The sequence below is a fragment of the Photobacterium rosenbergii genome, from assembly GCF_003026455.1.
Taxonomy (GTDB): Bacteria; Pseudomonadota; Gammaproteobacteria; order Enterobacterales; family Vibrionaceae; genus Photobacterium; species Photobacterium rosenbergii.
Genome location: NZ_PYMB01000016.1, coordinates 21,700 through 35,689, shown reverse-complemented (window position 1 = coordinate 35,689; position 13,990 = coordinate 21,700). Strand labels below are relative to the sequence as shown.

Below are 13,990 nucleotides of genomic sequence, written 5' to 3'. Positions count from 1 at the left end.
CAGGACAGCAGGACAGCAGGACAGCAGGACAGCAGGACAGCAGGACAGCAGGACAGCAGGACAGCAGGACAGCAGGACAGCAGGACAGCAGGACAAGCTAGCAACGCCCTTTACGTATAGCAATAGTCAATTGCCAAAAATGAACGCTTCTGCTGCGACCCACTGACATAAAAAAACGGTAGGTACTTTGCAGTACCTACCGTCTGTATTGGTTCTCTCAACAAAGCTAATAACTAGCTTTGTTCAGGCATAGGATTAGATACCTAGCGCCTGACCACCACCGATTTGTAGCGTTTCAGCAGTGATGAATGAAGCATCTTTGCTTACTAAGAAAGAAATAGCAGAAGCCACTTCTTCTGGCTGGCCTAGGCGACCCAGCATGATGCTGTTAGCCCAAGAAGCAAATACTTCAGGCTTAGTTTCTTTAATCTGTGCGTGGAACGGCGTATCGATAGTACCTGGAGATACCGCGTTCACACGGATGTTTGCTGGTGCTAGTTCTTTTGCAAGAGCACGAGTTAGCGTGTGAACTGCAGCTTTAGATGTACCGTAGATACCTGCACCTGGGCCACCTGCGTTCCAAGCAGCGTTAGATGTGAAGTTGATGATTGACGCGTTGTCAGACTTCTTCAGGAACGGGATTGCCGCACGAGAAACAAAGAATGCACTGTCTAGGTTAAGTGCCATTACTTTGCGGAAGAACTCAGTTTCCATGCCTTCGATTGGGCTGCGACCACCAAGGCCACCAGCGTTGTTAACAACAACATCGATCTTACCGTATTTTTCACCGATAGCATTGATGTTTTCAGTTACAGCATTCTCATCAGTTACGTCAAAACCACGGTATTCCGCTTCGATGCCAGCTTCTGCTAGCTCAGCCACACAGCTTGCGCCTTTAGTGTCTTCGATACCGTTAAGAATCACAGTGTAGCCATCTTGACCAAGACGCTTAGCAACTTGGAAACCGATACCACCTGTAGCACCAGAGATAAATGCAACTTTGTTAGACATATCAATGTTCTCTTTAAGTTAGTTAATGGCTATGCCGAAAGCTCTGAGGAAAAGTACGCTTCGACATCTAGCAATCAATAATATTGTATTACAATAACACCTTTCATTAAGAATTCAAACCTCATGAAAGGATCAAAAGTGATCTTCGTCTGGTTTAGATACAAAAAAGCCTTGGTGCTACCACCAAGGCTCTGTGTTATCACTCGTTTATTCTTTATTTACCCAGTCTTTTGGGCAGTTCATCGCGTGTAAGGTAGCCATCATTATTCGTGTCTAGACGGTCAAAATCACGCTTTAAAGGTCCACGCGCTTCATCACGGGAGAGTTTACCGTCGTTGTTTGTATCCATTTGAGTAAATGGATCGTGGCCTTGTCGATCACCCTCATTACTACGCTTTGTTTTACCCTTTTCTTGTTGATTACCAGGTTTATGTGCATCCATTGACGTATCAGAGCTATCAAGCGTGTATTGTTTGGTTGCGCGCTCTGTTGACTCTGGCTGCACTTCAAATACTGTATTGCTGTCAGTAACACATCGAACACTGTTGCTATAGCGAATAGCATCGCCTTGCGGCCCGTGTCCTTCAGGATAGTCAACACCATTGTAAACTTTCGGATCACTGCGCTGAGCACCTGCACCATGCACATCAATCCATTCGCCATTCATATAACCCAGTGAACGCCCGAAAGCCATATAAGCGGCATGCTGCCCATTTTTTAGGTTAAGGTGGGTCGTGCTACTCCAATAGTTTGGATAGTCCTGCTTGCCGCCCTCATTAACAAATGGCGTCACCTCGAACACACTGTCAATAGCAGCACTATTACTGGTATCCGGTGACTTGCTGTAATCAACTATCGACTGTAGCTCTTTGATATTTGGCAACCTCCAATCACTGTTACCCGCTAGTTCAAGGTTTTCACAGTACTCAAGTGCAGTTGGCCAATCCATACCAGAACCGCTGTCAGCCTGTTGCCAAGTCAGTCCTGTAGCTTTATCTGTCACCGTCCCATTGTTGTTATCTGAAAAATCATTAATGCCATAATCGGTGTTACCGCGAACAACCATGACATAGAAGGTTTTCTCCCCACCATGTGGAGACTCCATACCATAGCCTTTAATACGACCATCGATGAAATTCACACCAAATACGGTCTCATCTTCATTCATCGTAGTTGATACATATTTGGTGCTACTCACATATTGAGAGTCGATCAGACGCTCGCCAGCGCTTAGATCGCCAGACTCGAATCCGAAATACTCATGATCAATGAATGGACGGATAGAGTAAGTACCAGCACCATTTAAACCGCTCGGATCCTCACCATCGAACATCATCAATGAATAAAGCTCTTTGATGGTTGGCACACGCCAATCACTGTGGCCTGCCAATTCCAAGTTTGAGGCATAGGCGAAGGCTTCATCATAAGTCATCTTATCTGCTGCGGTTATTTTCCCATCACCATTGGTATCCGTGGTTTGCGCCCACATAAGGCCGGTATTGTTATCTGTTACCGTACCGTCATTATTACGGCTATAACTTGGAGCATTACCCTGATACTGGGCATCCTGACCGAATCCAGTTTTTCCTTCTTCGGTAGGACATTCACCTAATACACTCTGTGCATCGGTACAAAATGACTGGTTGGTATCGACAATGCTGTAGCTGTATTGCGGTGACTGGTTGGCCGCTGCGACTGTGGAGAAAGCAGTCATGCCAGTGATTGCAATGGCAGCAGTTAATTTCGAAATGCGGAAAAAAGCGTTTTTAAACTCAGTCTTATTCATGGTTACCCCAATCAAGCTTTAATGTGTTGATGGGGTAACTATGCGCTGTAATTGTGTGCGAAATATGGAGCAATCTAGGAGATTTCATCAATTTCAAACCGGTAACCGACCCCGTAGACCGATTTGATCCAGTCGCTCTCACTGTCTATCGCTAAGATCTTCTTTCGCAGGTTTTTGATATGGCTATCAATAGTACGATCCGTCACCACCCGATCATCATCATAAATCTTATCCATCAATTGATTGCGGCTGAACACCTGGCCAGTATGCTGGAAGAAAAACGCCAATAAATGAAATTCTGCAGGTGTAAGGCTCAGTACTTTGTCATGTACCCAAGCTTTCATTTGGGCTTCATCAATCCTCAGCACCGATGTCAATGCCTGATGCTGCGTAGACTGAAGTTGCTTAGCCTGAACTCTTCGTAATATATTCTTTACCCTCACCACCAACTCTCTAGGACTATATGGTTTGCACACATAGTCGTCTGCCCCCAGTTCTAGCCCTAACAAGCGGTCTATTTCATCAACCTTGGCCGTTGCCATGATGACAGGCACTTCACTGAAGGTACGCAATTCACGGTAGATATCTAAACCATCGCGATTGGGTAGCATTAGATCCAAGATCACCAATTCGGGGGAATGCTGTTTAATCCAGTCAATCACTCTGCCGCCGTCTTCGATGATATGACTCTCGTAGCCACTGTGGGACAGGTACTCCCCCAGTACGTTGGCTAATGCCGCTTCATCTTCAACAATCAAAATCACTATGCGAACTCCTCTACCTTCATCCTTGTCTCGGGAAGGTCACTATCATCTTAACCCCGCCCCACTCTGAGTGGGCTGCATATATCTGCCCATGATGAGCTTCAATAATACTTTTGCAAATCGCCAGCCCCAATCCAGACCCGCCATGTTCCCGGTTACGGGATTGATCCACCCGATATAGTCGTTCAAACAGCCTAGGGAGCGCTTCATCCGTTACCCCAGGAGCACTATCTTCAATAACGAGCACGACCTGATGCTCATGCAACTCAAGAGATACCCAAATATGGCCACCTGCATCGGTATAGCGGTAACTGTTCTCCAGCAGATTTGAAACAACCTGCTCTATTTTTTCTCGCTCCCCATCTACCATCATAGGCTTACACACCTCCTTGGGTTGGTGAAGAACGATCTGTTTTTGTTTTAACCTAGCCTCATAGCGCTCTAAGCAAGGGATGAGCAAATCACAGAGCTCGAGGGGCTCTGCAACGATAGCGTGACTACCTGCCATATCAACTATTGAAAGTACTCGTAACTCTTCTACCAATTTTGTCAAATTGAGTACCTGATGGTGTAAAGATTCGATATATCGAGGTTCTGGTTGACGAATACCGTCAATTAACGCCTCCAGTTCACTTCTTAACACCGCCAGAGGGGTACGTAGTTCATGAGAAATATCCGACAACCATTGCTCCCTCATCTGCTCTTGTTGCTTGAGGTTGACGACAAGGTGATTGAAAGCATGGATCACATCGGTGACCTCATCATTGCCCCGGAAGTGGATGTAATGATCCAGATCACCTTGTTGGACCGATTCAGCTCCTCGGTGAAGCGCTTTAAGTGGTTTGAGAAGATACCCTACTAATCCACTGGCAAAAACTAAACTGACAACCAAAGTCGCCAATGTAATGAAAATAATATTGCGGGTTTGCGAGTGCAGAAAACTTTCAGCCAACGCGCTCGACAGGGATAGGCTCTGTATGACGGTTATCCAGCCAACCTGCTCCCCCTTGTAGTTCACCGCTACTTTCTCTATCCGAAAATCATTAGGAAGCGAGCGTAAGTTTTCAGGCGCTCCCAATAAAGGTTCGTTGGCAAGTGAAACAAGATTAACTCGCATCCCTAGGGGGATAAACACAGACGAAGGCTTATCCAATGGCACAGCAGGTTTAGCGCTATCAGCCACTCGATTTGGGCCTGTATGCCCTCTACCTCTCGGGGGCGGAATTTCCCCCAGTTGTTGCAGCATAGATGCAAAAACATGGGGCGACTCAACCAACCGAGTCCAACCGTATTGTTCTGAATAATAAGCGGAAAGTTTTTCGGCTAAAAGCTCAACTTTCAGGATCTCTTCCTGGTTAATAAAACGCTGAAAGCCTTCTTTGAAGCTTGAGTTAATCAACAAACCCATGCCAATGGCGACTAATACACTGCTGATAAATAAACATAGAAAGAGTTTTCGAAACAAAGAAACCCGCATTGGCATTACCAAGTTAAAGTGACTCAATAAGCCTACAGGATAAAATGGGAGAAAATATGGAGAGCGGCCAAATAGCACACAAATAAAAACAAAAAAGGCGCCGGAGCGCCTTTTCTCATGTTAATCCAATCAGTCTGTTACTTCGGCTGGTTGCTGTACGCACAACCTTCATACAGGGCTTCTTGAGTCGCCTCTGCAGAATAGTTAGGGTTCGCAAACCAAGTGCTTTCATCGGCAAGGTTCACTGACACGTTGATAGAATCACGTGCACCTGGGCCCGAGCGCATTACACAAATCTCTTTGTTTTGTAGCTTTTGCCACAACTCAGCACCCGCACCTTCACGCAGCGTAAGGATGTCACCTTGCTCGGTAACGTCACCGGCAGCATTCGATGGGCCGTATTGCTTGATGTACCAGTTCACATTCTCGAATTTGCTACGGTCCAGCACACCTTCATTCTCAACATACTCGGTGATCATGTCACGTACGGCATATACAGGTTCGTTCGAAGAATCCCAGATCACCTGCTCGCCAGTGATCCACTCTTGGCCAAGCAGGGTACCCAGACGGTAATCGTTGATAGCTAGTACATAATCAGCTTGTGGGTTGAAATCTCCACCACGGATTTCGGCAATATCAATACGCTCACCAACCGCTTTGCTCAGATCAACGGTGTATTGAATTGAACCATCGAAGATATCGTAGTTGTAAGCAGGGATAGCTGGGTCGAAAGACACAGTAATGTCGTCCTGCTGGTAAGTATTGAAGTAACCGTAAGACCACTCCATGTACTCTTTCAGCTGCTCACCCTTGATGCTGACAGCAACCAATTGGTTGTCGTACATGTATAGGTTGGCACTGTCTTTCTTGCGGTATTCCTGACCATCGAACAGGTTAGAGCCGTCAGAGAACAACGCTGCCGCAGAAACATCAACTTTGATGCTATTGCCTTCAGCGTCAGAACCTTTCTGCTCGATGTTCATGATTTGGATCTGGTTGATCAAATCGGTGATCGGCATGTCCGCCAACTTGCCGGTATGGATAGAGCTGTAAAGGCGTAGGCCTTCACTGTTAAGTACCTGCTCTTCCAAAACGGCCTCATCGGCAAAGCCACCATTGGAGTTGGTAAAGTTACCTTTCACCTTACCGATCATGATATTGGCATCTTCAACCGAGGCATCATGGATATGCTGCATCTGCTCTTGCAGGTGCTTGTCTTCCTGTACGTTCTCTACCTTGCGGTTAGAAAGCGTCGTATCGACAATCTGCCATTTACCTTGCGTATCTTTCTCTAGCTCGATTTCAGCCTTGGCCAGTGCCCAGCCCCAGTTGCCCGGCTCAATGATCTTCACTTTTTCATGGCGGTTCTGGGCGTTGTACACACCAGATTTCGCCTTGTCTTCCTGCTCGCTGTTACCAGCAACAGAAATCTCTGGCATTTCAGCAGTAAAGTCAGCGCCTTTCTCTACTTGTTCGATGAAGCGGGCATGTTCGTGACCCATGAAGATAACATCGAACTTATCAGCCAGCTTAGAGGCAATCTCGTGTACACCGCGGCCATGTTCTTTACGTCCATGGTGAAGGGCACCAATGACGACATCCGGCTGGTATTGGTCGATAACCGTATTGACTGTCTCGGTAACAGATTCCAGCTCGTCTTTGAAATCCAGGTTACGGAAGTTCTCTGGGTTAGACGCGTTCCACACCTTTACATAGGATGGAGTCAAACCGATTACCGCCACTTTGGCACCGTTGTAATCGAAAATCTGGTAGCCACGCAGGAATGGGGTTTCTTCCTCATTCGCTTTACAATCAACCGAGTTCTTATCCCAAATCACGTTGGAAGAGATCACCGAACCGTTGAAGTTCTCAAGGCTACGCTCAAGGAAAGCGCGCTCAAAATCAAACTCGTGGTTACCTGGCACCCAAAGGTCATAATTTAGGGTGTTCATGGTTTCAACCACTGGGTGAACCGGATCATTGTTGAACAGTTCTGCCGAGTTGCCCTGAACGGTATCGCCCAGATCAATCAGTAAGAAATTGTCGTTATTGGCGCGCTCGTCACGCAGCAAGGTAGCAATTTTCGAGAAGCCGGCATTTCTATCGACGCCGTCTAGCGCGTAGTCAAAAGCAAAGATACGGCCATGCATATCACCGGTCGCACCAATGGTGATCGTCTGGCTTGTTAGTTCGTTATTCTCGCCTTTTACGATTACCGAAGGAGTAGGTTCGAAGGTTTTACACTCGGCGATGGTAATAGGTGTAGAGTCATTCGCAAAGCTTCCAGCAGAAGCCATCAGGATTGCGGCACTGAGTGTCGCAAGCTTAAAGGTTTTATTTTTCATCTCACAGAGCCTAATGTCAGGGTAAAAACATTAGCAATATAAGGAGATAAAATAGAATAAATACGTAAAAATCACTCAATCTGTTGCGAAATGTAAATTCCGTAAGTTGGATAAATGCCGCGTTAAATGTAAACCGTTGCATGCTGCAACAAGGTTAAAGCTCAACAATTGGCCAACACAAAGCTGGATATTTTTGAAACAAGCAATCCTTTGCTTGCCTCTTGTTTCCTAAGCTAATTAGCATGCCAAAGATGCTACGGAATTGTATTCTCCACCATCGTGTCGAATCACTAAATCACGATAATATCTTCCGTCGATACGCCGGGGCGGTATATCCCGTCCATTTTCGAAAGGCACGGTTGAAGTTGCTGAGATCATCGTACCCTACCCGCCAGGCGACCTCGTGGGTACTTACGCCCTCTTGGCCCAATAACTGTATCGCGTGGTCACGCCTTGAGTTATCCCGGAGTTCACGGAAGGTTAGTCCCTGCTGGCCCAGATTACGTTGCAGGGTTCTTGGTGTCATACCCAACAAGGTTGAGAACCACTTGATATTGAACCAAGGCAGCGGTGCATAGGTATCGATGAGTTTGCTTACCGAGTGGTGCCAATTGGCATCTCTGGTTTGCTCCGTTATGGGGTGGAATCCATCGGGAAGCGGGACCGTAAATGCACCAAACGTTTGTCCAAACACAAGCTTCGTCTTGGTGAACGTCTGAGGTAGTTTGTCTAAATTGGTATCGGGTGACATTAGCTTGGCTTGTTCCGGCTGCCAATAGCCTTCAATGAACCGGCGACAATAGTTAATCATTGCAAGGGTTCTAAACCATTCAGCCTGCTCAAACCCCGGGGTCGAGTCACGGAAGGCACTGCGATGGCACAGCCACCACTTGCCATCAATCATCTCTGTCCAGACAATTACATGGTTATTGAGCTTGGGCATTTCTAAGACCAATAACTGGAGTCCCTCGGAGAGGCTGCCACATTGCTCTATCTTGCTGTCTAACTCTGGCGAAAGCTGCTTGACGGAAATAAACCGACCAATTTCAATTCCAACCAGATAACCATAGCGTCTCTCTAATCCGAACAAAAACAACATAATATCTTTGGTCGGTAGCCAATGCTTTTTATCCATCATTTCAACCGGTAGTTCACACTCCTTGGCAACCGCCTTCCAATCAAAGCCTTTTCTTTCACAGTACTCTATGAAAGGCCAGATGTTCATGGTGGAAGTCAGAAGGATATCAGTCGTCGAAGAAGTTGATTTCATATCGGTTTGCCAAAACTCACTAGCGGTTTACTAACACATCATATGAAATTTCAGTGTACTGCATGGCAGCAAGATTGTTTCAACTTGTTATCCTTTTCTGTAATAGAGAATGAGCAGAACAAAAAAATCCCCAGCAGATAGCTCCACCGGGGATTGGTTTTATCGCAATCACACGTCGTTAGATTGCACTTTCTATCTTATGACCTTTAGGTAGTTGGTGGGCGATACCCTTGTGGCAATCAATACAGGTATTGCCGTCTTCGATAGCACGGCTATGGATACCTGCAGCGACCGATTTCTGAGTGCTGAAGTCCATGTATTCAAAGTTATGGCAATTACGACACTCTTGGGAATCATTGGCTTTCATGCGCTCCCATTCTCGGGAGGCCATCTCAAACCGGTGATCCTCGAACTTCTGAGGGGTATCGACAAGTCCCAGCGCTTTGGCATATAGCTCTTTCGAGGCTTGGATCTTACGCACCATTTTCGGTGCCCACTCTTTGGGTACATGACAATCCGGACACGTCGCCCTGACGCCACTGCTGTTGTTGTAGTGAACGGTCCCAACATACTCTTGGTAAACGTTGTTCTCCATTTCATGACAACCAATACAGAAGCTTTCCGTGTTGCTGTACTCCATTGCAGTGTTAAACCCGCCCCACAGGATGACACCTGCAACCACACCCACGGTCAGGACTGTGCCAATCGCAAAGTGGCTGGGCTTTCTGAACCACTGCCAAAAACGCCGGATAATCCCAGGTCGTTGACTCTCCATAGCCCCTCCTATTGGCCGAATTTACCAGCCGGTTTAAAGGTGTTTTCCACCAGCGGCGCGGCATCGGCCTGCGATACATGGCACTGCAAACAGAAATAACGGCGAGGGGCGACATCACTCAGGATCTTGTTGTTACTATCCATGTAGTGCGTTGGACTCACCCTTGGCGCGCCAGTCCTGCGGTACTTATCGACATCATGGCATTGTAAACAGCCATTGTTACTCGGATTGATCTGCACCATTTCCGTTGAGTGCGGGATCAAAGGAGGTTGATGAACAAATTCCAAGGCCAGCTTATCTTGCATTTTTGGCACCGGCTTGATGGGCGCAACAGCATTGGTCTCCCCTATTTCCTGTGCGCCACGTAACGAGGTAACCTCTGCAAATGCTGCTAGGCTCACGACAGCCGCCAGCAGCGCAGACACAACATACTTACCCTTCATTTTTATTGGCTCCAATTCTTATTTTAAATTCCAACACTTCCTCGGAACAGACATCAATACAGCGCCCACAACTGATACAGTCTTGGCTCATCACCTTGCGATCCCCACCTTTGAGTGGCTGCCTCAGCACTTCCGGTTCGGGGCACACGTTGAAGCAATCCATGCACTTATTGCAGGCTTCGCGGTTAGTCGCGGTGATACGTACCAGGCTCTTACGGCCAATCACCCCATAGGTCGCTCCAAGCGGGCATAAATGACCGCACCAGCCATGCTCAACCAATACCAGATCCAGCAAGAACACCAGTAAGATCAGTACCCAACCCGCGCCCATACCAAACACCAAGCCTCGGTGCAGTGCCGCAACTGGGTCAATCCAGCTCCACAACACGGTGCCCGACACTGCACTGCCAATTAACAGTACTGGCAACAGCCAGTATCGCAGGCTAGACGACCAGCGGTAACTAAGCTTGATCCCAAGCTTTCTCCTCAGCCAAGCGGCCAAGTCCGTCACCATATTGAGCGGGCATACCCAGGCACAGAACACCCGAGGGGCCAGCAGAGCATAGAAACCCGCCACAATGGCTCCGCCAAGCAATGCAGCCAACTCAGGCCAGTGACCTGCGGCAATGGTTTGCAGCAAAATCAATGGGTCGGTCAGTGGCACGGTGTCAAACAAGGTACTTGCCGACAGGTTGCCACGCAGTACACCCAGTGTCGGGCCGATCATAAACAAGGCGATGATCAATAGCTGACAGCTGCGGCGCAGCAGCAAGAAGCGGTGAGCTTTCCACCAGCCCAGCGAGGCAGTCGCTGCCTTGCCGGCATCTTTTGCCAAATGCTTAGCCATTACTGACCTCCTCCACTGTTACCCGGCTTGTGAGCAGGTAAAGTCAGATCTTCTGGGACCAAACTTTCCCCTTTCTTGGCCTTCTCTTCCCAACCCAAGCGATAGTGGTGACCAAGCTCGCCTTTGGCCAAGGCCGTTGGCACAACCTTAATCGCCGCTTCGTCCAGCACACAGGCTTGCTCGCATTTACCGCATCCGGTACAGACATCGGAATGCACCGTCGGGATAAACTTGGCATGGTAGCCGGTACGTTGGTTGCGGATTGGCTCAAGGGTGATCGCCTCATCAATCAGCGGGCAGACCCGGTGGCATACATCACAACGTAAGCCCAACCAGTTGAGGCAGGTTTCATGGTCAATCAATACCGCCGTGCCCATCCGGGCATCATCGATATCAGTCAGGCCATGATCCAGCGCACCACTCGGGCAGGCTTCCACACAGGGAATGTCTTCACACATCTCACACGGTATCGTCCGGGCGGTAAAATACGGTGTCCCCGAAGCCACTGGCGACAACAAACTTGCCAGCTTCAAGGTATCGTAAGGACACGCCTGAACACATAACCCACAGCGCAAGCAAGCCTGCAAAAACTCAGGCTCAGGTAACGCACCCGGTGGCCTTATCGGCACACCGCTGCTGTCAGCCTTACTCTGTTTGCTCTGTAGTCCAAGTACGGTCGCTGCCGCTCCTACACCCACAGCCGTTCGCGCGGCATCCCGAAGGAAACGGCGGCGGCTTTCCGATGATTTGAGAGGTGAACGCTTCATCAGTCTGTTTCCAATAGTTAGGCTTTAACCACCTTCACTGCACATTTCTTGAAGTCCGTTTCTTTCGAAATGGGATCGGTTGCATCAAGCGTGAGTTTGTTGGTCAGTTGCCCGGCATCAAAGAAAGGCATATACACCAAGCCTTGCGGTACCCGGTTACGCCCGCGAGTTTCCACATGGGTGAGTACCTCACCACGGCGGGAAACAATTTTTACTGCATCGCCCCGGCGCAGCCCGCGCGCTCTGGCATCGAGCGGGTGCATGTAGAGCACTGCATCAGGGAATGAGCGGTATAGCTCAGGCACACGACGGGTCATCGAACCGGTATGCCAATGTTCCAGCACCCGCCCAGTTGATAGCCACAGGTCATACTCGTTATCCGGAGACTCTGCTGGCGGCTCATATGGCAGGGCAAAAATCACCGCTTTCTTATCCGGCTTGCCGTAGAAAGCGAACTCTTCACCCTTCTTCACATAAGGGTCATACCCCTCGGAGTAGCGCCAGACCGTCTCCTTGCCATCCACCACAGGCCAACGCAGGCCTCGGGATTGGTGGTACATATCAAACGGAGCCAAATCATGGGCATGGCCTCGACCGAAGTAGGCATACTCTTCGAACAAGCCTTTTTGGACATAGAAGCCAAAATCGCGGGACTCATCATTGAGTTGGTCAGCCGCAATTTCATCCAAGCTGTACTTATCGGCCTTACCGTTTTTGAACAGCACTTCAAATAAAGTTTTGCCTTTGAGCTCTGGCTTCTTGGCAATCAACTCCTGCGGCCAGACTTCCTCAACCTTGAAGCGCTTGGAGAACTCCATCAGCTGCCACAAGTCAGATTTCGCTTCACCCGGCGCACTGATCTGCTGGTGCCAGAATTGAGTACGGCGCTCGGCATTACCGTAGGCCCCTTCTTTTTCAACCCACATCGCTGTCGGCAAAATCAAGTCCGATGCCATTGCGGTTACGGTTGGGTAAGGATCAGAAGTAACAATGAAGTTAGCCGGATCGCGGTAGCCTGGTAGACGTTCCTCGTTGATATTCGGACCTGCCTGCATGTTGTTGTTACACATCACCCAGTAGGCATTGAGTTTGCGGTCTTTGAGCATCCGGTCTTGCAAAATCGCGTGGTAACCCGGCTTTGGTGGAATCGTGCCTTCTGGGATATTCCAATGGGTTTCGCACATTTCGCGGTGTTTCGGATTCATCACCACCATATCGGCTGGCAAACGGTGGGCAAAGGTCCCCACTTCACGAGCTGTACCACAGGCAGATGGCTGTCCGGTCAGCGAGAACGGGCCACAACCTGGCTTGGAGATCTTGCCGGTCAACAGATGGATGTTGTAAATCAGGTTATTGGCCCACACACCTCGGGTGTGCTGGTTGAAGCCCATGGTCCAGTAAGACACTACCTTGGTTTCTGGGTTGGCGTACATTTCAGCCAACTCGTTGAGCTGGTCAACCGGCACCCCTGTTAATTCAGAGGTATATTCGGCGGTATAGGTTGAGACGAACTTGGCGTAGTCTTCGAAACTCATTGGTGTCGAATCACCACTACCCGGGTTTTTAGCTGCTTTTTCCAATGGGTGGGTGGGACGCAGACCGTAGCCAATATCTGTCACACCCTTACGGATGTTGACGTGCTTGTCCATGAAGTCCTTGTTGACCTTATCATTAGAGATAATGTAGTGGGCAACAAAGTTAAGGATGGCCAGATCGGTCTGTGGCTTGAAGATGATTGGGTTATCAGCCAATTCATAACTGCGGTGGGTAAAAGTCGACAGCACTGCGACTTTTACCTTATCGGATGACAGGCGGCGGTCGGTCAGGCGTGTCCACAAGATTGGGTGCATCTCAGCCATATTAGATCCCCAAAGCACGAAAGCATCGGCATGTTCGAGATCGTCATAGCTACCCATAGGCTCATCCATACCGAAGGTACGGCCAAACCCAACGACCGCAGACGCCATACAGTGGCGGGCGTTCGGGTCAATATTGTTGGAGCGGAAACCCGCTTTGTACAATTTCGCAGCGGCATAGCCTTCCCAGACTGTCCACTGACCAGAACCGAACATGCCAACGGCAGAAGGACCTTTGTCTTTCAGTGCCTGCTTGAACTTGTCGGCCATCACATCGAAAGCTTCATCCCAACTAACTGGGGTGAATTCCCCTTCCTTGTGATACTTACCGTCTCTCTTACGCAATAACGGTTGGGTCAGGCGATCTTCCCCATACATGATCTTAGGCAAGAAGTAGCCTTTGATACAGTTGAGGCCCTTATTGACCGGCGCATCAGGGTCCCCCTGCGATGCTACCACACGACCATTTTTGGTCCCCACCAGCACACTACAGCCTGTCCCACAGAAGCGGCATGGGGCTTTATCCCACTTCACTTCCTGTTCGCCTTCTGCGGCATTGGCCACCGACACAGGTATGGTTAACCCTGCGGCACTGGCGGCAGCAATGGCTGCATTGGCCTTTAAGAAACTACGTCTAGTAACTGTCATG

At 48.9% G+C, this 13,990-nt stretch carries 11 protein-coding genes; all 11 read right to left on the bottom strand.

Going from position 1 to position 13,990, the window contains the following annotated elements; all coding sequences use genetic code 11:
* Positions 1–255: 255 nt before the first annotated feature.
* A complete protein-coding gene (locus C9J01_RS21420; protein ID WP_107300180.1) occupies positions 256–1,011 on the bottom strand; it encodes an SDR family NAD(P)-dependent oxidoreductase in 756 nt (251 codons plus the stop codon).
* Between the two features lie 214 nt (positions 1,012–1,225).
* A complete protein-coding gene (locus C9J01_RS21415) occupies positions 1,226–2,797 on the bottom strand; it encodes an Lcl domain-containing protein (RefSeq protein WP_237157035.1) in 1,572 nt (523 codons plus the stop codon).
* A gap of 74 nt (positions 2,798–2,871) precedes the next feature.
* On the bottom strand, positions 2,872–3,561 hold the full coding sequence (locus tag C9J01_RS21410; protein ID WP_107300179.1) for a response regulator: 690 nt from the start codon (positions 3,559–3,561) through the stop codon (positions 2,872–2,874).
* A 19-nt stretch (positions 3,562–3,580) separates the two neighbouring features.
* Positions 3,581–5,038 (bottom strand): ATP-binding protein, encoded by a 1,458-nt coding sequence (locus tag C9J01_RS21405; protein ID WP_107300178.1) that lies wholly within the window; start codon positions 5,036–5,038, stop codon positions 3,581–3,583.
* A 137-nt stretch (positions 5,039–5,175) separates the two neighbouring features.
* On the bottom strand, positions 5,176–7,383 hold the full coding sequence (locus C9J01_RS21400; protein ID WP_107300177.1) for a bifunctional metallophosphatase/5'-nucleotidase: 2,208 nt from the start codon (positions 7,381–7,383) through the stop codon (positions 5,176–5,178).
* A 295-nt stretch (positions 7,384–7,678) separates the two neighbouring features.
* On the bottom strand, positions 7,679–8,653 hold the full coding sequence (locus C9J01_RS21395; protein WP_107300176.1) for a helix-turn-helix domain-containing protein: 975 nt from the start codon (positions 8,651–8,653) through the stop codon (positions 7,679–7,681).
* A 178-nt stretch (positions 8,654–8,831) separates the two neighbouring features.
* Positions 8,832–9,428, bottom strand: a complete 597-nt coding sequence (napC, locus tag C9J01_RS21390) for a cytochrome c-type protein NapC (RefSeq protein WP_107300175.1) — start codon at positions 9,426–9,428, stop codon at positions 8,832–8,834.
* 8 nt (positions 9,429–9,436) lie between these two features.
* A complete protein-coding gene (locus C9J01_RS21385; protein WP_107300174.1) occupies positions 9,437–9,871 on the bottom strand; it encodes a nitrate reductase cytochrome c-type subunit in 435 nt (144 codons plus the stop codon).
* Positions 9,861–10,718 (bottom strand): quinol dehydrogenase ferredoxin subunit NapH, encoded by an 858-nt coding sequence (napH, locus tag C9J01_RS21380; RefSeq protein ID WP_107300173.1) that lies wholly within the window; start codon positions 10,716–10,718, stop codon positions 9,861–9,863. Before napH ends, C9J01_RS21385 begins: the two co-directional genes overlap by 11 nt.
* Complete coding sequence (gene napG, locus C9J01_RS21375) at positions 10,718–11,485, bottom strand: ferredoxin-type protein NapG (RefSeq protein ID WP_107300172.1); 768 nt, start codon at positions 11,483–11,485, stop codon at positions 10,718–10,720. The genes napH and napG overlap by 1 nt, the downstream gene beginning before the upstream one ends.
* A gap of 17 nt (positions 11,486–11,502) precedes the next feature.
* Positions 11,503–13,989 carry a nitrate reductase catalytic subunit NapA gene (gene napA, locus C9J01_RS21370; protein WP_107300171.1) on the bottom strand — a complete coding sequence of 829 codons (2,487 nt, stop codon included), beginning with the start codon at positions 13,987–13,989 and terminating at the stop codon, positions 11,503–11,505.
* Between the last annotated feature and the right edge of the window lies 1 nt (position 13,990).

Bases quoted from the DNA above. Each gene is read 5' to 3' on its own strand.
- C9J01_RS21420 (WP_107300180.1), bottom strand. From the start codon at position 1,011: ATGTCTAACAAAGTTGCATTTATCTCTGGTGCTACAGGTGGTATCGGT.
- C9J01_RS21415 (WP_237157035.1), bottom strand. From the start codon at position 2,797: ATGAATAAGACTGAGTTTAAAAACGCTTTTTTCCGCATTTCGAAATTA.
- C9J01_RS21405 (WP_107300178.1), bottom strand. From the start codon at position 5,038: ATGCGGGTTTCTTTGTTTCGAAAACTCTTTCTATGTTTATTTATCAGC.
- C9J01_RS21400 (WP_107300177.1), bottom strand. From the start codon at position 7,383: ATGAAAAATAAAACCTTTAAGCTTGCGACACTCAGTGCCGCAATCCTG.
- C9J01_RS21395 (WP_107300176.1), bottom strand. From the start codon at position 8,653: ATGAAATCAACTTCTTCGACGACTGATATCCTTCTGACTTCCACCATG.
- napC (WP_107300175.1), bottom strand. From the start codon at position 9,428: ATGGAGAGTCAACGACCTGGGATTATCCGGCGTTTTTGGCAGTGGTTC.
- C9J01_RS21385 (WP_107300174.1), bottom strand. From the start codon at position 9,871: ATGAAGGGTAAGTATGTTGTGTCTGCGCTGCTGGCGGCTGTCGTGAGC.
- napH (WP_107300173.1), bottom strand. From the start codon at position 10,718: ATGGCTAAGCATTTGGCAAAAGATGCCGGCAAGGCAGCGACTGCCTCG.
- napG (WP_107300172.1), bottom strand. From the start codon at position 11,485: ATGAAGCGTTCACCTCTCAAATCATCGGAAAGCCGCCGCCGTTTCCTT.
- napA (WP_107300171.1), bottom strand. From the start codon at position 13,989: ATGACAGTTACTAGACGTAGTTTCTTAAAGGCCAATGCAGCCATTGCT.